This window comes from Mesorhizobium sp. M0923, assembly GCF_040319365.1.
Taxonomy (GTDB): Bacteria; Pseudomonadota; Alphaproteobacteria; order Rhizobiales; family Rhizobiaceae; genus Mesorhizobium.
Map to the genome: position 1 here is coordinate 119427 of NZ_JAMYNW010000016.1, position 22379 is coordinate 141805.

Below are 22379 nucleotides of genomic sequence, written 5' to 3' on the forward strand. Positions count from 1 at the left end.
GGCAAATGGTCGGGCTGGAGCGCCCGGACCATGCCATCAAGGCAGGAATAAATTCCCCATGACTCCGCTTGACTCTTTGGCCGCCCTCTGGAATCTATAGGAACATAACAGGAACAATTGTGAGTGGAAGCTGACCGTCATGGCGACAAGCGCCGTGGCGCGGGAGACTGTTTTTGCCCTGCGCCGCCAGATCGCGAAGATCGAAGGGACCTTGTCCGAGCGCCTGGAAGCGCCGGCCGGTTCGTCGTTTGACGCGGATGTGCCTCGCCAGAGTCTGGCATCCTCTCGGAATCCGACACCCGCTCGGAATCTGACGATTGTCCGTCGCGGCCTCGCCGCGCCGCCCGATGCGTTTTTGCGCACCGGTGCCGAGCGCCTCGATGCTGCGCTGAGCGGCGGCCTGCCGAAGGCGGCGCTGAGCGAGTTTCATGGCGCCGCGACCCGCGATGCCGGAGCAGTCGCCGGTTTTGTCCTGTCGCTCATCAGCCTGATCCTCAGCCAGGGGCCGCGACTGCCGGTGCTGTGGATCGGCACATCCGAGGTTTTCCGCGAGGCCGGCTTTCCCTATGCCGGGGGGCTTCACGCCTTCTTCGGCATCGAGCCGGAGCAATTGCTGTTTTCCGAGGCGCCAAGGCTGCTCGATGCGCTGTGGGTCGCCGAGGAGGCCGCCAGGATGACGGCGCTGGCCGCAGTCATCCTCGAAATCCGTGGCAACCCGCAGCGGCTGGATCTCACCGCGACGCGGCGGCTGCACGCCCGGGCGCAGAGTGCCGGCCGGCCGCTTTTCCTGCTGCGCCAGGCCGGCGAGCCCGAGCCGACGGCAGCGCCCGTCCGCCTCATCCTGTCGGCGGCACCGGCGGCAGCGCGCGAGACGATCGCCGGGCCGCTCGCCGGCTCGATCGGCCGGCCCGCCTTCACCATCACCATCGGCAAGAGCCGCACTGCCTTGCCCGGAAAATTCACACTGGAGTGGAACCCCGATGAACGCATATTCGAAGAAAGACGGGGCGAGGAATGGGCAAAGAATCCTGTCCCTGTGGTTTCCACATCTCGCCGCCGAGAGGATCCTGCGGCAGCGCCTGGGGCGGTCCTGGCGTTCCCGGCCGTCGGATCACCTGCCGCTGGTGATCAGTCACCGCGACCGGAACGCCCAGCGCATCGCCGCCCTCGACGAGCGGGCCGAAGCGCTTAACCTGAAACGCGGCATGGGCATAGCCGATGCACGCGCCATGCATCCCTCGATCGACATCGTGGAGGCCGATCCGGAAGCCGACCGGCGCCTGCTCGAAGGCCTCGCCGACTGGTGCGACCGCTATACCCCGCTGGTGGCGCTCGACGGGGCCGATGGCCTCTATCTCGACGTCACCGGCTGCACCCATCTTTTCGGCGGCGAACGCTCGATGCTGGACGACATCCTGTCGCGTTTTTTCCATCAGGGCTTCGATGTCCGCGCCGGGCTTGCCGCCACGCCGGGCTCGGCCTGGGCGGCGGCGCGGTTTGCCGGCGACCGCATCGTTCCCGATGGTGAGGAGGAAGCGCTTCTCGCGCCCTTGCCGTTGGCGGCACTGCGCATCGATCCAGAGGTCCGCGCCAGCCTCGAAAGCGTCGGCCTGCGCACGGCGGGCGCCGTCATGGCGGCACCGCGCGCGCCGCTGGCCCGCCGCTTCGGCGCATCGCTGCTATTGCGCCTCGACCAGGCGCTCGGCCGCCTCGACGAAGCCGTGTCGCCGCGCCTGCCGGTCGCGCCGCTTTCGGTCGAACGCCACCTCGCCGAGCCGATCATGCTGACCGAGGACATCGAGCAGCTGACAGGCATGCTGGCGGCCACATTGAAGAAGGACCTCGAGCGTCGCGGCGAGGGCGCAAGGCGGCTGGCGCTGCTGCTCTTTCGCGTCGATGGCGGCGTCAGCCGCATCGCCGTCGGCACCTCGCGACCTTTGCGCGAGCCGCTGCTGATCCAGAAATTGTTTCACGAAAGGCTTGCCGCGCTCGAACAGGATATCGACGCCGGCTATGGTTTCGATCTCGTGCGCCTCTCGGTGCTGACCGCCGCCGCCTTCGACATGCAGCAGGCAGACCTTGCCGGCGAGACGAACGACGGGGGCGCCGACATCGCGCTTTTTGCCGACCGCATCCGCGCCCGGCTCGGCGAAGGCGCGGTCTTGAAGCCGGTCGCCGTCGAGAGCCATCTGCCGGAGCGCGCCGTCGCCGCCATTCCCTTCGCCGAAGCGCCGCAGAGAAGCTCGCCGCCGAAGCAGCCGGACAAGGTGAAGGATGCTCCCACGACCGTCTTCCAGCCGGAACGGCCGATCCGGCTTTTCCGTTCGCCCGAGCCGATCGAGGTGCCGGCCACCGAAATGCCGGAAGGCCCACCTTTGAACTTCCGCTGGCGGCGCGCGCTCTACCGGGTCGCGCGCGCCGAAGGGCCGGAGCGCATTGCGCCTGAATGGTGGCGAGAGGCGGCGGGACGGGAAGATGCGCCGACCCGGGACTATTTCCGCATCGAGGATGCCGACGGCCGCCGTTACTGGCTTTACCGCCAAGGCCTCTACGGCGCCTCGCAGCCCGCTCCGCGCTGGTTCATGCATGGAGTCTTCGCATGAATGCGCTGACAGCCGTTCCCTATGCCGAATTCGGCATCCAGTCGAACTTCTCGTTCCTGCGCGGCGCCTCGAAACCGGAGGAGCTGGTGGTCGCGGCGAAATTCATGGGGTTTTCAGCGATCGGGCTCGCCGACCGCAATACGGTGGCGGGCGTCGTGCGCGCCTGGCAGCAGGCCAAGGTGGAGGGTGTTTCCTATCATCCCGGCTGCCGCCTGGTATTTTGCGACGGCACGCCGGACATTCTCGCTTACCCGCAGAACCGCAAGGGCTGGGGCCATCTCTGCCGCATGCTGACGCAGGCCAATTTGCGCGACGAAAACGAAAAGGGAGCAACGCTTCTCAAACAAAGCGATCTTCTCGAATGGGGCGATCTCTTGTCGCTGGCCATCCTGCCGGATGTGTCGACGGGCGCGGCCGATAGCCTTGCTGTGCTTAGCCGGCTCACGGATCGCTTCGGCGAAAGCCTGCGGTTTGCGGTTTCGCCGGATTACCGCGGCAGCGACCGCTTCCGTATCGAGCAGGCGGCGGCGATGGCCGAACTGGCCGGCATCCCGCTGATGGCGACCAACGATGTGCTCTACCATACGTCGGAACGGCGCCCGCTGCAGGACGTGCTGACGGCGATCCGCCTCAATGTGCCCGTCGCCGAGGTGGGGCTGGAACTGGCGGCCAATGCCGAGCGTCATTTAAAGCTACCGCTGGAGATGGCACGGCTTTTCCGCAGGCATCCGCAAGCGCTGGCGGAAACGCTGCGTTTTGCCGGCGAGCTGAGCTTCTCGCTCAGTGACCTGCAATACAACTACCCCGACGAGCCGACGGAATCGGGCCTCGGGCCACAGGCCGAGCTGGAAAGGCTGGCCAAGGAGGGGGCCGCCATCCGCTACCCCTCGGGCGTGCCCGCTTTTGTGACGCAGCGCATCGAGGAGGAGCTCGCTCTGATCGAGCGCCTGAACTACGCGCGCTATTTCCTGACTGTCTACGACATCGTCAAATTCGCCCGCAGCCAGAACATTCTCTGCCAGGGGCGCGGCTCCGCCGCCAACTCGATCGTCTGCTTCTGCATCGGCATCACCGAAGTTGGCCCGGACAAGATCGACACGCTTTTCGAGCGCTTCATTTCCGAAGAAAGAAACGAGCCGCCCGACATCGATGTCGATTTCGAGCATGAAAAGCGCGAGGAGGTCATCCAGTACATCTATTCCAAATACAGCACCAAGCGCACCGCGCTGGCCGCCGCTGTCGTCAGCTACCGCGGCCGCTCTGCGGTGCGCGAAGTGGCCAAGGCGATGGGCCTGTCGGACGACGTCCGGAGCGCGCTGTCCAGTTCGATCTGGGGCTGGTCGACCTCGGAGCTCGGCGAAAAGGAGACAAAAGCCGGCGGCCTCGATCAGACCGATCCCTCGACAAGGCATGTGATCGAATGCGCCAACGAGATCATGGGCTTTCCCCGCCATTTGTCGCAGCATGTCGGCGGTTTCGTCATCACAAGGGACCGGCTCGACGAGATCGTACCCATCGTCAAGACGGCGATGGACGAGCGCAAGATGGTCGAGTGGGACAAGGACGACCTCGACGCGGTGAAAATCCTTAAAGTGGACGTGCTGGCGCTCGGCATGCTGACCTGCCTGCAGCGCGCCTTCACCCTGCTCCAGGATCATTATCCCGAGGCGCGGGACGCATATGGCCAACCCTATGTGTTGGCCACTCTCCCGGCCGAGGACAAACATGTCTACGACATGATCTGCCGCGCCGACACGATCGGCGTCTTCCAGATCGAATCGCGCGCGCAGATGTCGATGCTGCCGCGGCTGCGGCCGAAAAACTTCTACGATCTCGTCATCGAGGTGGCAATCGTGCGGCCCGGCCCGATCCAGGGTGACATGGTCCACCCTTATCTGCGCCGCCGGCAAGGCAAGGAAAAGCCCGAATACCCGAAGCCGGAACTGGAAAAAATACTCGGCAGGACGCTGGGCGTGCCGCTGTTCCAGGAACAGGCAATGAAGATTGCCATCGTTGCCGGCGGCTTCAGGCCGGGCGAGGCCGATGAATTGCGCCGCGCCATGGCCACCTTCAAGCGCACCGGCACGATCGGCAATTACCGCAAGAGGATGGTCGACGGCATGGTTGCCAAGGGCTACGAAAAAGACTTCGCCGAGCGTTGCTTCAAGCAGATCGAGGGCTTTGGCGAATACGGCTTTCCCGAAAGCCATGCCGCCTCCTTCGCCCTGCTGGTCTATGCCTCCTGCTGGTTCAAGACCTTCTATCCCGACGTGTTCTGCGCCGCGATTCTGAATTCCCAGCCGATGGGTTTTTACCAGCCGGCTCAGCTTGTCCGCGACGCGCATGATCATGGCGTCGAGATCCGAGAGGTCGACGTCAACTTTTCCGGCTGGGATTGCGCCTTGGAGCAATCGCCTTTCGATCCGGCCCGCATTCTCGACCGCCATGTTCAAATGCGCGGTGTCATCCGGACCAGCCATGCCGTCCGGCTTGGCTTTCGCCAGGTCAAAGGCCTGTCGAAGGAGCGCATGGAAGCATTTGTGGTGAGGCGCGGCGACGGCTACACATCCGTGCGCGATGTCTGGCTGCGCTCGGGCCTCAACGTCGACGAGATCGAAAAGCTGGCGCAGGCCGACGCCTTCCGCTCGCTTGGATTGAACCGCCGCAACGCTCTATGGGCGGTCCGCGCGCTCGACGGCAAGAGTGCCGCCGAAAAGCTGCCGCTGTTCGATCAGCCGGCGATCCGCTTGCGCGATCTCGAGCCTGAAACCCGGCTCCCGACAATGCCGCTCGGCGAGCACGTCGTCCACGACTACCGCTCGCTCGGCCTGTCGCTGAAGGCGCACCCGGTCGCCTTCCTGCGTCAAAGGCTGGATCGGTCCGGCGTCACGCCCAATGCGCGGCTCGGCCAGGTGCGGGACGGCCGGCGCGTTTCGGTCGCCGGCCTCGTGCTGGTGCGGCAGCGGCCGGGCAATGGCAAGGCGATTTTCCTGACGCTGGAAGACGAGAATGCGGTCGCCAACATCATTTTCTGGGAAAGGACTTTCGACCGCTTCCGCCCCATCGTCATGGGCGCACGTCTCATCCGCGTCACCGGCAAGCTGCAATCGGAATCGGACGTCATCCATATCGTCGCCGAGAAGGTCGAGGATCTGACGCCGTGGCTGTCGGTGCTGCTGGAAGAGGCAGGACCTGAGCCTTCGAGCCGTACAGACGAGGCTCGGCCGGGCAGCATCGCGCAAACGGAATTATTGGGAAAGGCGGAGAAGGTCATGCCCAAGGGACGCAATTTTCAATAGGCCCCCTGTCTTCGTCAGAGCGTTGCTGCGGTGCGGAATTTGATGACGGCAGGACAGAGGGGGGCGCGAAGGATCGCTGCGGAGCGGCCCTTATTCCGAGCCACCCAGGCGCGGCGGTGGCATGGCATCGTCTATGGCGATGACCCGCGCCTCCGATGGCAGCATGATAGGAATGCCGTCCCGCACCGGATAGGCAAGCTTTGCCACCCGCGAGACAAGCTCGCCGCGCTCCGGATCCCAGGCAAGCGGCCCCTTGGTCAGCGGGCAGGCCAGCAGTTCCAGCAGCTTGGGATCGACAGTCCTGTTCCCGTCACGTCCATCCGCCATTCGATCCGTCCTTCCACAAGGCAACCGCTTCGGGGTTTCGCGCGCGGACTTCCCTTCTCCCCTTGTAGGAGAAGGTGGCCGAGCGAATCTCGGTCGGATGAGGGGTGTTCCAGCTTGGCACCGACGGCACTCCGTCCAGCACCCCTCAACCGTCTCGGCGCTACGCGCCGATCCACCTTCTCCCACAAGGGGAGAAGGCAAGAGCCTACTGCAAACTCGAACCGAAATCCTCATTGTCGCGCGCCAGCGCCATTTCGGTGATGGCGATCAGCGTTTCGGCACGTGTCTTTAGATCGGCCGCTTCGAGCAGCGCCTGTTTCTCGGCCGGCCCGTAGGGCGCCATCATCGACAGCGCGTTGACCAGCATGGCGTTTTCGGCGCGGCTGACGCTTTCCCAGTCGGCCTCCAGATCGTTGGCCTGCAGATAGGCGCGAAACGCTTTGAGCAGCGCCGGCCGGTCGATCTCGGCTTCCGCCTGGTCGTCGTCGAGATCGGTGAGAAAGGGTGCCAACCGGCACTGGCGAAACGGCGTCCTGACGGTGAGTTCCTGGACAATGCGGAACCGGCACACGCCCTGCAGCGAAATCAGATAACGACCGTCGCCGCTCTCGGACAGCGCGATGATGCGCCCGGCACAGCCGACATTGCAGAGTTCCGGCTCGCCGTCGGGACGCAGCGCACCGTCGAGGCTGGGCTGGATCATGCCGATCAGCCGCGCCCCGGCGATCGCCTCATCGACCATCTGCAGATAGCGCGGCTCGAAGATGTTGAGCGGCATGCGGCCTCCCGGCAGCAGCAATGCGCCCTCAAGCGGAAAGATCGGCATGGTCGACGGTAAGTCCGCAGCGAGTCGGTAATGCGCGTTTCCCGCCTGCACCTCAATCCTCCGATCGCTTCGTCAGGAAGCGCACCAAACCCGTCTCCTCCCGGCCGGCACAAGGCGCGACACCGGAAACCCGAAATCGAATGCCGTCCGAAAACCTAATCTGGCGCAGCCGCCGCCGACCGCAAGCCCGCCGGACAAAACAGTCTGCGCCGGCTCAGGAAAACAGCAGCGACGACAGTTTGCGCCGTGCCGACAGCGTTGCCTCGTCGGTCATGCCCCATGCCTCGAAGAGCTGCAGCAACTGGGTTCTGGCGCCATCGTCGTTCCACGAGCGGTCGGCCTTGATGATCGCCAGCAGATTGTCGGCCGCCGCCATGCGATCACCCTTGGCGTTCTGGATCATCGCAAGCTCGAACCGCGCCTGGTGATCCCCGGGATTTTCGGCCAGCCGCCGTTCCAGTTCCGCCGGATTGCCGAGCACTGCTGCTTGCGCGGCGAGCGCCATCTTGGCGCGCAGCGCGGCGAGCTGCGGCGCATCCTTCTTTGCCTCCGGCGCCCGCGCCAGCATCGCATCGGCACCTTCGGTATCGCCGGCCTCGAACAGCAGATCGCCCAAGCTGGCGATCGCCTCGATCGTCTCCGGCGCCTGTTCCAGGATAGCGTCGTAGATGTCGGCCGCGGTCTGCACGTCACCGGCCTCGCGCGCCTCGGCGGCCGCGGCCAGCGCCTCGGCCACTTGCGGTGCGCCACCATCCTTGCCGCCGACCTTCTGGATGAATTGCGTGATCTGGCTCTCGGGAATGGCGCCCATGAAGCCGTCGACCGGCTGGCCGTCCTTGAAGGCAATGACCGCCGGTATCGACTGGATGCCGAGCTGGCCGGCGATCGATGGATGGTCGTCGATGTTCATCTTGACCAGCTTGACCTTGCCGCCGGCGGCTTTCACCGCCTTTTCCAGCAGCGGGGTCAATTGCTTGCAGGGGCCGCACCATGGCGCCCAGAAATCGACCAGCACCGGCTGGCGGCGCGATTCCTGGATGACGTCGGCGGCAAATCCAGCGGTCGTGGTGTCCTTGATGACGTCGGCCGGCACCTCCGCAAGTGCGACCTTCTCACGCGCGGCATCGGTGCCGCCATACTGCACGGTGGTGGCATACTGACCGCCATTGCTGCCAAATGGGCGGCCAAAGGGGTTGCTATCGCTCATCTCGTCGCCCTTTCGGTCGCGCCGCCGGCCAAGGGACAGGCGCAACATCCTTCTTCAGAACCCGGTTTCAGTCACCCATGTGGCGATCATGCCGAGACTTTCAAGATAACAGCATCATGTCCGGTTGCCTCGACGAATTTGACCAGGTCCGTGGCGGCGATGGAAGTCGTCGCCTCATTGGTCAGCGGGTGGGCGTTGACCACAGCATGGCTCATCAGCTCCTCGTCGAGAACGACCTTGACCCTTCGCTCCGTGTCGTTGACCAGCCCGAAAACGGTGACCGCGCCCGGGACGACGCCGAGAAGCTCCATCAGCATCTCCGGCCGGCCGAAAGACACGCGGCCCGCGGCGCCGATCAGATGATGGATCTGCTTTAGATCGACCACCGCCTCCTCGCCGACGCTGACCAGGAAGAAATTATCTTTCTTGTCCTTGAGGAACAGGTTCTTGGTGTGGCCGCCGGCGATCTCGCCGCGCAGCACCTGCGAATCGGCGACAGTGAACAGCGGCGGATGCCGCTGTGTCGATACCTCGATCCCGAGTCCGGCAAGAAAGGCGAAAAGGTCGGCTTCGGTCTTCGGCATCGGTCTTTCTTCTGATGGCCCGCTTTCAACGGCTTGTTCGGCCTACGCCGTTTACGGCCAATGATGCGGCCAAGACAAGCCCGTCGCGCAATGCAGGGGTGATTGCCTTGCGACGTGTCGCGGGACGGCTTGTCCGCATTGCCGGCGAAGCAAAAAGCCTGCGAATTCCCTGTTGCAATCGCCGCGCTCTTCAGCCATATAGGCGCGGCTTGCGGCCCGAAAGCCGCGCGAGCGGGTGTAGCTCAGGGGTAGAGCACAACCTTGCCAAGGTTGGGGTCGAGCGTTCGAATCGCTTCACCCGCTCCAGTTTCTCTCAAGGGAAATCAAGCATCGAAAAGCCGCGGTCCGCCGCGGCTTTTTCGCATTTGGGTGGCACAGGACGCACTTGCCAGCAGGCGCTGCGGTCGCGCCAAGTACGCTGCAGATAGAATTCAGGACTTTTGCGTGTCGTCCTCGGACCAAGGTCCGTCTTGCAGAATGCTCTATTTGAACGGAACTTGTTGGACAGCGGGCTCCACTTTGGAAAGTCCTCACGTTTCTCACTGGAACCCATCCTGGCGGGAGGGCCACTCGAAGGAGGAATTATGAAAACGCGCACCTATCTATTCGCAGCGGCGGCCGCTCTCACCCTTGTCGCGTCTCCGGTCCTCGCTGCCCCCGGCGGCAATGGCGGCGGGAACGGCAATGGCGGCAGCCACGGCAACGGCGGAAACTCGGCTGGGGCCGGCTCGCAGGGACACGGAGCCGCCACCTCGGCCGCGGCCAAGGACAAGTCGACGACCGGAGTTGCTCATGCAATGGCGGTCGTTGCCACGACACCGGCCTCACCGCAGGCCACCCTGGCCTTGCAGGCAGCGCTGGATAGGAAGGCCGCGAAAGACGCGGCAAACACTGCCGACGACACCTCTGACGAAACCGAGTAAGCATTCGAAACTGACAACTTGTCGCGTTGAAAGCCGTGGTTCGCCGCGGCTTTTTTTCGTTTCCCCGCCTGGCGTTCGAACTCTCAAGGCCTTTGATGCATGTCGCGCAAAACTGTGCAGCGGTTTTGCGACACCGACATGCATGAAACAAGAACCTGAAGCGCGTCGCATGAGGCCGGTCGAACGCAACGCGCTTTTAGGGTCGGCAGGTCAACAGCGCTTCCAGAAAAAAGCTGCTCCACAGCGGCACTGAAGCTACGCTGAGGCCAAACGCCGCCGCATCGGCGTCGGATTCGATTGCATGCGAGGAGATCCCGTGACCGGCTTTGTCGACCGAGAACGCGCAACAGACCTGATGCAGCGTGCCAATATCGAGGCATTGGTGCTTTGCGAGCCTGAGGCATTCCAATATGCCACCGGCGCCTGGATCGGCCCGGCCGGCCTGTTCCGCCGGGCCGGCGCCGGTTTCGTGGTCATCCCGAGACGAGACGACCTGCCGATCGGCGTAGTGGTTGCCGATTTCCAGGCTGCCCAGCTCCGGGCGGCGGTGGCGGATGCCGTGGTGCGCACGCATCCGATCTGGATCGAATCCGCGTCGCTTGAGCCGGCGACTGCCGGCCGGCCCGTTGCGCAGCGCATCGAGGCCGGCCTGGTTGGCCGCGCCCCCGGTTTTGCACGTCCAGCGACCTTTGAGCTTGCCCGCTCTGTCCGCGAGCTGAAGACGATGCTCGCCGAATTCGGGCTGGAGCGTGCAACGCTCGGCATCGAGCTGGATTTTGTCTCGGCCAGCGATTTGTCCGCGATGCAGGCGATGTTGCCCGGCACGGCCCTGGTCAACGGCTCGCCGATCCTCGACAGGCTGCGGGCAATCAAATCGCAAAGCGAGATCGACCTTCTGCAGCAGGGCATCGTCCTGTCGGAAGCCGGCCTGTCGCGGCTGCAGCAGCATGCAGCGGTCGGCATGCGTCAGTCGGATCTGGTCGCGCTCTACCGGCAAGGCATCGCCGATGCAGCCGCCGGGTTATCGCAACAAATCGCGACGGCCGAATACGTCACGCTGGGCGCTCGCCCAAAAAGCGCCGATGCGGTCGCCGCCGCCGGCGATCCGCTGAAGGCCGACATGGTCTGCAGCGTGAACGGCTATGCTTCGGACATGTCGCGGAATTTCACCTTCGGGCCGCCGTCGCCCGAACAGGCCGAATTGCATGCGATAGCCGAACGCGCCTTCGCCGATGGGCTTGCCGCGCTTATGCCCGGAAAGCCGTTCGCCGCCGTTCATCGCGCCGCCAGCGAAAGCCTGGCGCGCCAGGGCCTGCGTTCCTATCGCCGCGGCCATTTCGGCCACAGCGTCGGCCATTCCGTGTTTTCCGAGCAATGGCCGTTCATCTCGGCCGACAGCGATGTCGTGATCGAAGCTGGCATGGTGCTGGCATTCGAGATCCCGCTCTACATCGACGGTCTCGCCAGCTTCAATCTCGAAGACCAGTTCCTGATCACCGCGAACGGGCCGCTGCCGATGAACCACTTGCCGAGGCGCCTGGGGACTATAGGCTGAATCCAGCCGGTGCCCTTACCTGGCGCCGGCCACGCCCCTGCGGAAATCCGACGGCGACATGCCGGCAAGCTTGCGGAACGATTTGTTGAAGGCGCTGAGCGAGCCGAAGCCCGATTCCATGGCGACGCGCAGTACATTGGCATCCTGATGCATCAGCAGCGCCTGCGCGTAGCTGAGGCGCAGCAGATTCACATATTCGTTGAGCGTCATGCCGGTCGATTTCTTGAAGATGCTCATGGCGTATTTGGGATGGATGTCGGCCGCCGCGGCGATGTCGACGCAATCGATCTCGTAGAGGAAATTCTCGGCGATGAAGTCGCACATGCGCCCGACATTGCGCAGCGATTGCTGATCGAAGGGACTGCCTATCTCCTGTTCGACCGGGGTTTCGGGGGCGAGCCGGTAAGGCTCGAAGCGCACCCGCTCCAGCCGCAGCAAAAGCTCGTTGACGGCATGCTCGGCCTTGACCGGGTCGCCGGAGCGGGCATAGCGGTTCCAGCGCTCGAAATTGTGGTCGTCCGACCGGTCGGTGGCGTCGGTTACCAGCGTCGCGCCCGTCATCAGCCTGTTGCGGACGTCGACCGGCAAATGCAGCCGGAAGAAATGCACCAGCGGCAGATGCGCGCCGGCATAGATGGCATCGTCGGAGGCTTCGTCCATCTGGTGCGGCAGGCCGCCCCAGAACAGACACATGTCGCCAGCAGAAAGCGAAAGCTCGTGCCCGTCCATGCGGTAATGCACGGCCCCGCGCACGATGAAATTCACCTCGACCTGGGCGTGCCAATGCGGCTTGAGCATCACCAGGGGCTGGGTGTGAAACATCTGCAGCAGCAGCGGCAGGCCCTCCACGCTGCTGGCGCCAGGCTGGTAAAACGGCCTTTCCGGCATCTTACTTTCCGCTCATTTCTTATTCCCTTTGTCGCGGACAAGGCTTTCCCGAGGCCTAGTCTAGCCACGCTCGCAAACAGAGAGCAACTGAAATGGGAGGATTTCAATGCGCATAAAATTGACCTGCGCCGCGCTCGCGCTTGCCTTGGGCTCCAGCCCGGCCTTTCCGCAGTCCGGTGAAATCACGATCTGGAGCTGGAATATCGCCGCTTCGTCGCTGAAGGCCACCATAGCGGGCTTCAACAAGCAGTTTCCCGACATCAAGGTCACGGTCGAGGACCTCGGCAACCAGCCGACCTACGACAAGTCGATCGCCGGCTGTGCCGCCGGTGGCGAGGGCCTGCCGGACATCGTGACGATCGAGAACGGCGAAGCGGAAAACTACTGGAGCCAGTTCCCGGATTGCTTCGTCGACCTGCACACGCTCGGCTACACCGCGGAAGACCAGGCAAAATTCCCCGACTTCAAGCGCACCGAGCTCGAGGTGGACGACAAGGCCTATGCGATGCCGTGGGATTCGGGGCCGGTGGCGATGTTCTACCGACGCGACTTCTACGAGAAGGCCGGCGTCGATCCGTCCTCGATCAAGACCTGGGACGATTTCATCGCTGCCGCCAAGAAGATCCAGGCCGCCAATCCCGGCGTCACGATGACCAACGCCGATTTCAACGGCGATTCCGAATTCTTCCGCATGATCTCCAACGAGCAGGGCTGCGCCTACTTCTCCGCCGATGGTCAATCGATCACGGTCAACCAGCCCAAATGCGTCGATGCCATGACCAAGATCAAGGAGATGAAGGACGCCGGCATCATTTCCTCTGCCGACTGGAGCACCAAGATCACCAACAACACCGCCGGCAAGGTCGCCACGCAGATGTATGGCGGCTGGTATGAAGGCACTGTGCGCACCGAATCGCCCGATGGGACAGGCAAATGGGGCGTCTATTTGATGCCGAGCCTGACCGCCGACGGTCCGCGCGCCGCCAATCTCGGCGGCTCCTCGCTCGCCATCACCTCGGTGTCGAAGAACAAGGAAGCCGCCTACGCCTATCTGAAATACACGCTAGGGACGAATGAGGGCCAGATCACCATGCTGAAAGGCTTCGGCCTGGTGCCGTCGCTGATTTCGGCGCTCAACGACCCTTATGTCTCCGAGGGCCTGCCCTATTGGGGTGGCCAAGCCGTGTGGAAGGACATCCTCGGCACCCTGCCCAAGGTCGTCCCCAGCCGCGGTACGCCGTTCCAGAGCGACGCCGAAATCATCATCCGCGCGGTGCAGACCAAATATCTGGCCGGGGGCTATCCCGACGCCAAGGCAGCGCTCGACGATGCCGCAAGCCAGATCGCCGCGGCGACCGGCCTGCCGGTCAAGTCGTGATCTGACACGGAATGATCCCAGAGTCAGTTACCGGGCGCTTGCGCTGCCCCTCACCCTTACCCTCTCCCCGTGAAGAACGGGGAGAGGGGGTCACCAGCGTTGCGGCCCAGCCCCTTCTCCCCGTCACTTACGGGGAGAAGGTGCCGGCAGGCGGATGAGGGGCGGCACCGGCCTTCGAACAAGCCGCCGTTTGCGGCGCCGCATCACCTGAAACATCAACACCGCGCGCCCCAGCAGGCGAAAGCAGAAAGGAGGAGAACGATGCGCTACCAGAACGCCACGGCGTATCGCTTCCTTGCGCCCTATCTGCTGATCTTCTCGATCTTCTGGCTGTGGCCGATCATCGATTCCTTCCTGATCTCGTTCCAGGCGACGCGCACCGTGCCGTGGCGGTTCGCGCCGACCTTCAACTGGGGCCGGCTGATCGGCGATCCGGCCTTCTTCAATGCCTTGAAGAACACATTGCTGATCCTTGTCATCCAGGTGCCGGTGATGATTTCGCTAGCGATTGTGATGGCGGTGCTTTTGAACTCGCCGCTGCTCAAGGCGCGTGGCCTGTTCCGCTTTGCCTTCTTCGCGCCGGTCGTGGTCGGCGAGGTCGCCTATTCGGCGGTTTTCCGGCTGATGTTCAATCTGGACTACGGCATCATCAACAAATTGCTGAACAGCATCGGCCTGCCCAACGTCGACTGGTTTACCAACGTCACCCCGGCGATGGCGGTCATCATGATGGCGGTGACGTGGCGCTGGGCCGGCTACAACGCCATCATCCTGCTCGCCGGCCTGCAGTCCATCCCCGAGGATGTTTACGAGGCGGCGACCCTGGACCGGGTCAGCAAGGTCAAACAGTTCTTCTACATCACGCTGCCGCTGCTCAAGCCGATCATCGTGTTCTGCGCCGTGCTGTCGATCATCGGCACCATGCAGCTGTTCACCGAGCCCTTCCTAATCACCGAGCGCGGCGGGCCGGGCGGCGGCACCGAAACGCTCGGGCTGCTGCTTTATCGCCAGGGCTTCCGGTCGCTCAATTTCGGCTACGCTTCGGCCATCGCCTACACCATGGCCGGACTGGCGATTGCCATTTCGCTGGTGCAGATATGGCTGACGAGGGAACCGAAATGACCTCGCGCTCCCCAATCAGCCATTCCCGGGTCGGCCGTTCCCAGGCCAGATTGGGCCGCAGCATCGCGCTGCATCTGTTCCTGACGCCGCTGGCGCTGGTCTGGCTGTTTCCGCTGTGGATGATGGTGGTCTTTTCCACGATGCCCGACAACGGCATCTTCAGCCCCGACATCGAGCTTTTGCCGCACGGCAATTTCCTCGACAATGTCAGCAATCTGCAGCGCGGCACCAATTTCATCGGTGCCATCGGCATCTCCGTCTCGGTGGCGGTGACCTACACCTTCCTGTCGGTGATGCTGACCTCGATGGCCGGCTGGGCGCTGGCGCGTTACAACTTCTTCGGCAAGGGCATGGTCGTCGCCATCATCTTCGGCACCATCACGCTGCCCTATGCGGTCGTGCTGATCCCGCAATTCATCATGGTGGCGCGCGACTTCAAGCTCGCCAACACCTGGGTGGCGCTGATCGTGCCGCCGCTGTTCAATTCGCTGGGCGTGCTCTTCATGCGGCAGAGCTTTTCGATGATGCCGCACGAACTGTTCGACGCCGCCAAGGTCGAGGGCGTCAAGGAATGGCGGATATTCCTGTTCGTCGCACTGCCTCTGGCGCGGCCGATGCTGGCAGCGCTCGCCATCATCCTGTTCCTTGCCTCCTGGAACAACTATCTCTGGCCGCTGCTGATCAATTCCAAGCCGGGCGCAATGACCGCGCCCGTGGCGCTCGGCACGCTGATCGGTCTCACCAAGGTGTCCTGGGGCGGCATCATGGCGGGCGCGGTGATGCTGACGGCGCCAATGCTCGTCGTGTTCGTGCTTCTGCAGCGCCATTTCGTCGCCGGCATCGCCGCCGGCGCTATCAAGTAAGGATCAGCATGGCGGCAGTCACACTCAAAAACGTCATCAAGCGCTTCGGCGTCTTCGAGATCGTCCACGGCGCCAATATCGATATCGATGACGGCGAATTCGTCGTCTTCGTCGGCCCTTCCGGCTGCGGCAAGTCCACGCTGCTCCGGATGATCGCCGGGCTCGAGGACATCAGCGACGGCGAGATCGCCATTGGCGGCAAGGTGGTGAACGACGTCGAGGCGGCCGATCGCGGCATCGCCATGGTGTTCCAGTCCTACGCGCTCTATCCGCACATGACGGTTGAGCAGAATCTGAGCTTCGGCCTGAGAATGACCGGCAACCCCAAGGCAGATACCGAGCGGCGGGTGAAGCGGGCTTCCGAAATCCTGCGCATCGCCGAGCTGATGAAGCGGCGGCCGCGGCAATTGTCGGGCGGCCAGCGCCAGCGCGTCGCCATCGGCCGCGCCATCGTGCGCGAGCCGCAAGTGTTCCTGTTCGACGAACCGCTCAGCAATCTCGATGCCGAGCTCCGGGTGCAGATGCGCGTCGAGATATCGCGCCTTCACAAGGAGCTTGGCGTTACCATGGTCTATGTGACGCACGACCAGACCGAGGCGATGACGCTGGCCGACAGGATCGTCGTGCTCAACGCCGGTAATATCGAGCAGATCGGCGCGCCGCTCGATCTCTACGACGACCCCGCCAACCGCTTCGTTGCCGGCTTCGTCGGCTCGCCGAAGATGAATTTTCTGGCGGCGAAAGTGGTCGGAACCGACAACAGCGCGGCGATCGTGGAGCTGGTCAACCATCGCGGCGTGCGACTGCGCAAGCCGCTTTCCGATGCCTTGCCTGCGATAGGCGGCGATGTCGTGCTCGGCGTGCGGCCGGAGCATTTCTTCGACGCCGGCCAAGGCGATTGCGACCTTACCCTCAAGGCCGACGTCGCCGAGCACTTGGGATCGGTGAGCTATGTCTATGCCAATTCCGGGACCGGGGGCGGGCGCGAAGAACTGATCATCGAGCGCGAGGCCTCGCGGCATCGCGCCAACGGCGACGACCTGGTGGTGTCGATCAAGGCCGACCGCTCGCTTCTCTTCGACGCCACCGGCGCACGCATTCGCTAACCCATCTTTCTTTTGTCCGATCGCGATTGCTCGCGGCCACCCCACGGAGATTTGACATGACTTCCAAACCAGAAAAAATTCGCTGGGGCATTCTCGGGCCCGGCAACATCGCCAAGGCCTTTGCCGGCGGCGTCGCCCATTCGCGCACCGGCACCTTGGTCGCCTTAGGGGCGCGCAATCCCGGCAAGGCCGGGCTCACCGAGGCTTTCCCCGGCGCCCGCATCCTCGACGGCTACGAGGCTTTGCTTGGCGATCCGGATGTCGACGCGATCTATATTTCGACGCCGCATCCGAGCCATGCCGAATGGGCGATCAAGGCAGCCGAGGCCGGAAAGCATGTGCTTTGCGAAAAGCCGCTTGGCCTGACCGCCTTCGAGGCCGACGCGATGATCCATGCGGCGCGCAAGGCCGGCACCTTTCTCGGCGAAGCCTTCATGTACCGGCTGCATCCGCAGACGGCCAAGCTGGTCGAGCTGATCAGTGCCGGCGCGATCGGCGAGATCAAGATGATCAAATCCAGCTTCGGCTTCGCCATGCCGGGCTTCATGCCGGAGCACCGGCTTTACGCCAAGGATCTTGCCGGCGGCGGCATCCTCGATGTCGGCGGCTATCCCGTGTCGATGGCGCGGCTGATTGCCGGCGCCGCGGCGGGAAAGCCCTTCGCCGAGCCGGACAAAGTGGTGGGTACTGCGCATCTCGGCCAATCCGGTGTCGACGAATGGGCGTCGGCGCTGTTGCATTTTCCGGGCGGCATCGTCGCGGAAGTCTCCTGCAGCATCTCGCTCGCTCAGGACAATGTCTTGCGCATTCTCGGCAGCAAAGGCCGCATCGAGGTCGCGGATTTCTGGTATGCCGGCGGCCAGCAAGGCGGCACCGGCGAAATCCGCATCATCCGTCCGGGTTACACCGAGGTGGTCGAGGTCAAGGAGGACGGCTGGCTTTACGCGTTCGAGGTCGACGCCGCCGGCGAGGCCATTCTCGGCGGGAAGCAGGAGTTCGCCTGGCCCGGCATGGGCTGGGCCGACAGTCTCGGCAATCTGCGCGTGCTCGACAAATGGCGTGCCGCGATCGGGCTCGAATACGACATCGAGAAACCGGCAAAGCGCGTCAACACGATCTCCGGACGGAAGCTGCGCTCCGGCGGGACCGCCATCCCCAAGCGCAGCATTCCGGGCCTGCCGCGGCGGGCCTCGTGCCTGGCGCTCGGCTTCGAGGATTTCCGCACCTTTTCGTCGGGCGCCATCCTGCTCGACGCCTATTTCGAGGCCGGCGGCAATCTGTTCGACACGGCGTTCGTCTACGGTTCCGGCTATACCGAGACCCTGCTTGGCCAATGGCTGAAAAACCGCGGCGTGCGCGAGCAATCCGTGGTCATCGGCAAGGGCGCGCACTCGCCGCTCTGCTATCCCGACGTCATCGGCAAGCAGCTCACCCAGTCGCTCGAGCGGCTGCAGACCGACCATATCGACGTTTATTTCATGCACCGCGACAATCCGGACGTGCCGGTCGACGAATTCGTCGATGCGATGGACCGCGAGGTCAAGGCCGGCCGCATCCGCGGTCCGTTCGGCGGCTCGAACTGGACGATGGAACGCATGGACGAGGCGATTGCCTATGCCGAGCGCACCGGCAAGCAGAAGCCCGGCGCGCTTTCCAACAATTTCTCCTTGGCCGAGATGCTGGAGCCGATCTGGGCAGGCTGTGTCACCTCCTCCAGCGACGCGTGGAAGGCCTGGCTCACCGCCCGGCAGATGCCGAATTTCGCCTGGTCGAGCCAGGGCCGCGGCTTCTTCACCGACCGCGCCGGCCGCGACCGGCGCGACAATGAGGAGTTGGTCCGGGTCTGGTACTCGGACAAGAATTTCGGCCGTCGCGACCGTGCCATCGAGCTCGCCAAGCGGCTGGGCAAAAGCCCGATCCACGTCGCGCTCGCCTACGTCCTGGCGCAGCCCTTCCCGTCCGTCCCGCTGATCGGGCCCCGCTCGCTCGACGAATTGGAAGACAGCCTCCAGGCGCTCGACATCTCACTTTCGCCGGACGATCTTGCATGGCTGGATAGCGGTTCGGATCAGGCCCGCGCGCGGGCCTGACAGCAGGGAGAAAGGTTGCTAGAAGATGCGCTATGCGTGACTCGTGGGTTGGAAACGAGCTGATCAGAGTGCTTCTCGAGAACGACTCAGTGCACTTGGAGTTTGCTGGCGTTACCGTCCAACTCTGGACTTTATTCAAGGTGGCCTACGACGGAGGGCCTGACGTCTGGATAAAACCGGATAACCGTAGCGGCGATTTAAGCTTAATCTGGGCTTTGGTCGGAACGCGACTTGTAGAAGTAGCCTTGGAGGACACGGTTCGGGTCAGATTTGACAACGGCACGGAAATCATGGTCCCACCTGGCAACCGCCGAGGAGCCGTTATAACGGGAGTAGATGGCTACGATCCCTTCTGAATTTTGTACTGGCCCTACCGAATTTTGCGCGGCTTCTGGCACTCTTGGTCGACGAGGAGGATAGATGCTCGACATCTCACCGTCGAAACAGGCGGCCACCTGGCTCGGTTCGTTTGCGCGAGCGCTCGAAGCAGGCGACGTCGAGGCCGCAACCAATCTGTTCGTCGAGGACTGCTACTGGCGCGATCTTTTGACCTTCACCTGGAACATCAAGACGATGGAGGGGGCGGCCGCGATCCGCGACATGCTGGCGGCGACGCTGGCAACCACAAGGCCTGCTCAATGGCAGCTCAGCGGCGAAGCGACTTCGGACGAAGGCACCATCGAAGCCTGGTTTTCTTTCGAGACGTCATCGGCGTGGGGCCAAGGCATCATGCGCCTCAGGGACGGCAAGTGCCGGACGCTGTTCACGGCGATGAGCGATCTCAAGGGGTTTGAAGAGCGCAAAGGCCCGGCGCGGCCGCTGGGCGTCCGCCACAAGGCCGATCCGGAACGCGAAACCTGGCTGGAGGCAAGGCGCCGCGAGGCGCGTGACCTCGGCGTTAGCCAGCAGCCCTATTGCCTGGTCATCGGCGGCGGCCAGGGCGGCATCATGCTGGGGGCGCGGCTCAGGCAATTGGGCGTGCCGGCCATCGTCATCGAGAAGAACGCCCAGGCCGGCGATTCCTGGCGCAAGCGCTATCGCTCGCTCGTGCTGCACGACCCGGTCTGGTACGACCATCTGCCCTACATCCCGTTTCCCGAGAACTGGCCGGTGTTCACGCCCAAGGACAAGATGGGCGACTGGCTGGAGATGTATACGCGCGTCATGGAGCTCAATTACTGGACCTCCACGACATGCGTCAGTGCCTCCTATGACGAGACCGAAAAGGTCTGGACGGTCGAGCTCGACCGCGCCGGCGAGCGCATCACGCTGAAGCCGAAGCACATCGTCTTCGCGACCGGTGCTTATGGCCCGCCCAGGCGCATCGACCTGCCGGGCGCCGAGGTCTTCAACGGCGAAATCCTGCATTCCAGCCAGTATTCCAGCGGCGAGAAATTCCGCGGCAAAAAGGTCGCCGTCATCGGCGCGGCAAGTTCCGGCCATGACGTCGGCGTCGATCTCTGGGAGAGCGGCGCCGAGGTGACGATGGTCCAGCGGTCGCCGACGACGGTGGTCAAGTCGGACACGCTGATGGAGATCGGTTTCGAGATATTTTCGGAAAAGGCGCTGGCCCGCGGCATCACCACTGAGAAGGCCGACATGATCGTCGCCTCGACGCCGTTCGCGCTGCTGCCGCAAGGCCAGCGGGCGCTTTACGACGTCATCAAGGCGCGCGACGCGGCTTTCTACGACCGCTTGCGCGGCACCGGCTTCGCCATCGATTTCGGCGACGACGAGACTGGGCTCCTGATGAAGGCCTACCGCACCGGCTCGGGCTTCTACATCGACGTCGGCGCCTGCGATCTGATCATCGACGGCGAGATCGGCATCCGTAGCGGCGTCGGGATCAAGTCGCTGACGCCGACAGGCATCCTCTTCGACGACGGCACGGAACTGGCGGCCGACGCGATCATCGCCTGCACCGGCTATCTCTCGATGAACGAGACAGTGGCGGCGATCGTTTCGCGCGAAGTCGCCGACAAGGTCGGGCCGTGCTGGGGGATTGGCTCGGGCGTGAAAGGCGACCCGGGTCCGTGGCAAGGCGAGTTGCGCAACATGTGGAAGCCGACAGCGCAGGAAGCGCTGTGGTTCCACGGCGGCAATCTTGCGCTGTCGCGCTTCTATTCAAAATTCGTGGCGCTGCAGATCAAGGCGCGCATGGAAGGCATTCCGACGCCAGTCTATGGAGCGCCGGTGCGATAGGGCTGCCTTTCCCTTCTCCCCTTGTGGGAGAAGGTGGATCGGCGCGTAGCGCCGAGACGGATGAGGGGTGTTGGACGGATCGCCGTGGGTGCCAAGCTGGAGCACCCCTCATCCGTCGCCTTCGGCGACACCTTCTCCCACAAGGGGAGAAGGGGAGCCACATCGCCGTCAATAGTGGCTATGTCCGAAATGCCGGCTCGCCACCTCGACATGCGTGTCGTGCGCATGCGCTTCGAAGCGTTCGGTCTCGCCGAGATCGTCCACCGCCTCGTTCGGCCACCAGGTGCCGCCGACCACGATGCCGGCCGAGACCAGCCTTTGCTCGGCGACCAGCGAGGCGCCGACCGAATCGACAAAGGTGAAGTGGCCTGGACGCAGACGCAGCACCGCGACGTCACCGACCACGCCAATCGCCAGCCTGCCGAGATCTGGCCTGGCGATCGCTTCCGCTGGCCGCTGCGTTGCGGCGCGCAGCACCTCGACCAGTGGCATGCCGAGCGCCAGCAGTTTCGACATGCAGACCAGGATGTCGAAGGCCGGCCCGTCGACGCAGTAGAGATGCACGTCGCTGCTGATCACGTCCGGCGCCAGACCCTCGCTGAGCATCGCTTTGGCCACCTCGAAATCGAACGAGCCCATGCCGTGGCCGATGTCGAAGATGACGCCGCGCTCGCGCGCCAGCCGCATATCCGGCCGCACCGCCCCCGAGGCGAAGACCGGCGCGTTGGGAAACGGCCGGAAGCAGTGGGTGAGGATGTCGCCCTTGCGCAGCCGCGGCAGCACTTCCGAGCGGCCGGGCGGCGGCTCGTCTATATGCGCCATCAGCGGCAGGCCGGCCTTGTCGGCGGCTTCGAGCGCGAGATCGACCGGCGCGATGCCGCTGGTGCCACCGGCATGGCGACCCGAACGGACCTTGACACCGACAACCACGTCCGCGTGCTCGCGCGCCGCCGCCACCGTTTCGCGCGGTTCGCAGAGCCGGAGGTCGCTGCACTCGCCGACCGCCACGGTCTGCGAGAAGCCGAATATGCCGGCAAAGGAAATGTTGACGTAGGCCAGGATGCGGACTTTCGAGCGCTCTATGACGTGGCGGCGAAAGCCGAGGAAATTGCCGGCGCCGGCACTTCCGGCATCGATGAAGGTGGTCGTGCCGCTCTTTGCGGCGAGCCGGTCGGCATCGACGCCGAGCGAGGTGCCGCCCCAATAGACATGGCTGTGCAGGTCGATCAGGCCCGGCGCGACGATGGAGCCCGTGGCGTCGATGACGCGGGCGGCACGCTCGAAGGGGATTTCGGCGTCGATAGCCGCGATACGGCCGTCCACAATCGCCAGATCGCGTTGTGCGTCGAGGCCGGACGCCGGATCGATGAGGCGGCCGCCTTTTATCAGGAGATCGAATTGCATTG

17 protein-coding genes and 1 tRNA gene are annotated in these 22379 nt (G+C 64.0%); 12 read left to right on the plus strand and 6 right to left on the minus strand.

The window, feature by feature from the left end; translation table 11 throughout:
* Nucleotides 1-139: 139 nt before the first annotated feature.
* The 3 genes from NKH89_RS24780 to NKH89_RS24790 are packed head-to-tail and all read left to right on the plus strand — an operon-like array spanning nt 140 to nt 5902.
* Nucleotides 140-1192: an ImuA family protein gene (locus tag NKH89_RS24780; protein WP_352910383.1), complete on the plus strand. Its 1053-nt coding sequence runs from the start codon at nt 140-142 to the stop codon at nt 1190-1192.
* A complete protein-coding gene (locus tag NKH89_RS24785; RefSeq protein WP_352481095.1) occupies nt 1125-2603 on the plus strand; it encodes a DUF6504 family protein in 1479 nt (492 codons plus the stop codon). Before NKH89_RS24780 ends, NKH89_RS24785 begins: the two co-directional genes overlap by 68 nt.
* Entirely contained in the window at nt 2600-5902 is a 3303-nt protein-coding gene (locus tag NKH89_RS24790; protein ID WP_352496001.1) for an error-prone DNA polymerase, read from the plus strand. Before NKH89_RS24785 ends, NKH89_RS24790 begins: the two co-directional genes overlap by 4 nt.
* Nucleotides 5903-5992: 90 nt before the next feature.
* On the opposite strand, the gene NKH89_RS24795 is transcribed toward NKH89_RS24790, so the two are convergent.
* The 4 genes from NKH89_RS24795 to NKH89_RS24810 form a co-directional block, all read right to left on the minus strand.
* The gene (locus tag NKH89_RS24795; RefSeq protein ID WP_023720580.1) at nt 5993-6229 is read right to left on the minus strand and encodes a Trm112 family protein; all 237 of its coding nucleotides are present in this window, start codon (nt 6227-6229) and stop codon (nt 5993-5995) included.
* 205 nt (nt 6230-6434) lie between these two features.
* The gene (locus tag NKH89_RS24800; RefSeq protein WP_023720579.1) at nt 6435-7106 is read right to left on the minus strand and encodes an LON peptidase substrate-binding domain-containing protein; all 672 of its coding nucleotides are present in this window, start codon (nt 7104-7106) and stop codon (nt 6435-6437) included.
* A 163-nt stretch (nt 7107-7269) separates the two neighbouring features.
* Nucleotides 7270-8262, minus strand: coding sequence for a thioredoxin (trxA, locus tag NKH89_RS24805; RefSeq protein ID WP_352910388.1), 993 nt, complete (start codon nt 8260-8262; stop codon nt 7270-7272).
* Between the two features lie 86 nt (nt 8263-8348).
* Entirely contained in the window at nt 8349-8846 is a 498-nt protein-coding gene (locus NKH89_RS24810; RefSeq protein ID WP_352910391.1) for a prolyl-tRNA synthetase associated domain-containing protein, read from the minus strand.
* 231 nt (nt 8847-9077) lie between these two features.
* Here NKH89_RS24810 and NKH89_RS24815 point away from each other — a divergent pair.
* The 3 genes from NKH89_RS24815 (at nt 9078) to NKH89_RS24825 (ending at nt 11324) form a co-directional block, all read left to right on the plus strand.
* A tRNA-Gly gene (locus NKH89_RS24815) sits at nt 9078-9152 on the plus strand.
* Nucleotides 9153-9430: 278 nt separating this feature from the next.
* Complete coding sequence (locus NKH89_RS24820) at nt 9431-9769, plus strand: hypothetical protein (protein WP_023720576.1); 339 nt, start codon at nt 9431-9433, stop codon at nt 9767-9769.
* 316 nt (nt 9770-10085) lie between these two features.
* The gene (locus NKH89_RS24825) at nt 10086-11324 is read left to right on the plus strand and encodes a M24 family metallopeptidase (RefSeq protein ID WP_352910394.1); all 1239 of its coding nucleotides are present in this window, start codon (nt 10086-10088) and stop codon (nt 11322-11324) included.
* Between the two features lie 15 nt (nt 11325-11339).
* On the opposite strand, the gene NKH89_RS24830 is transcribed toward NKH89_RS24825, so the two are convergent.
* The gene (locus NKH89_RS24830; protein ID WP_023720574.1) at nt 11340-12212 is read right to left on the minus strand and encodes a helix-turn-helix domain-containing protein; all 873 of its coding nucleotides are present in this window, start codon (nt 12210-12212) and stop codon (nt 11340-11342) included.
* A gap of 106 nt (nt 12213-12318) precedes the next feature.
* Between NKH89_RS24830 and NKH89_RS24835 the strand changes: the two genes are divergently transcribed.
* The 6 genes from NKH89_RS24835 to NKH89_RS24860 all read left to right on the plus strand — a co-directional run bounded on the left by NKH89_RS24835 (nt 12319) and on the right by NKH89_RS24860 (nt 20973).
* On the plus strand, nt 12319-13590 hold the full coding sequence (locus tag NKH89_RS24835; RefSeq protein ID WP_352910397.1) for an extracellular solute-binding protein: 1272 nt from the start codon (nt 12319-12321) through the stop codon (nt 13588-13590).
* A gap of 261 nt (nt 13591-13851) precedes the next feature.
* A complete protein-coding gene (locus NKH89_RS24840) occupies nt 13852-14712 on the plus strand; it encodes a carbohydrate ABC transporter permease (RefSeq protein ID WP_352481102.1) in 861 nt (286 codons plus the stop codon).
* On the plus strand, nt 14709-15575 hold the full coding sequence (locus NKH89_RS24845) for a carbohydrate ABC transporter permease (RefSeq protein WP_352481103.1): 867 nt from the start codon (nt 14709-14711) through the stop codon (nt 15573-15575). The genes NKH89_RS24840 and NKH89_RS24845 overlap by 4 nt, the downstream gene beginning before the upstream one ends.
* 8 nt (nt 15576-15583) lie before the next feature.
* Nucleotides 15584-16681, plus strand: coding sequence for an ABC transporter ATP-binding protein (locus tag NKH89_RS24850; protein WP_352481104.1), 1098 nt, complete (start codon nt 15584-15586; stop codon nt 16679-16681).
* 56 nt (nt 16682-16737) lie between these two features.
* Entirely contained in the window at nt 16738-18771 is a 2034-nt protein-coding gene (locus NKH89_RS24855) for an aldo/keto reductase (protein ID WP_352910399.1), read from the plus strand.
* Between the two features lie 420 nt (nt 18772-19191).
* The gene (locus tag NKH89_RS24860; protein WP_023720567.1) at nt 19192-20973 is read left to right on the plus strand and encodes an NAD(P)/FAD-dependent oxidoreductase; all 1782 of its coding nucleotides are present in this window, start codon (nt 19192-19194) and stop codon (nt 20971-20973) included.
* Nucleotides 20974-21141: 168 nt separating this feature from the next.
* On the opposite strand, the gene NKH89_RS24865 is transcribed toward NKH89_RS24860, so the two are convergent.
* Nucleotides 21142-22377 (minus strand): amidohydrolase/deacetylase family metallohydrolase, encoded by a 1236-nt coding sequence (locus NKH89_RS24865; protein WP_023718737.1) that lies wholly within the window; start codon nt 22375-22377, stop codon nt 21142-21144.
* Nucleotides 22378-22379 lie beyond the last annotated feature (2 nt).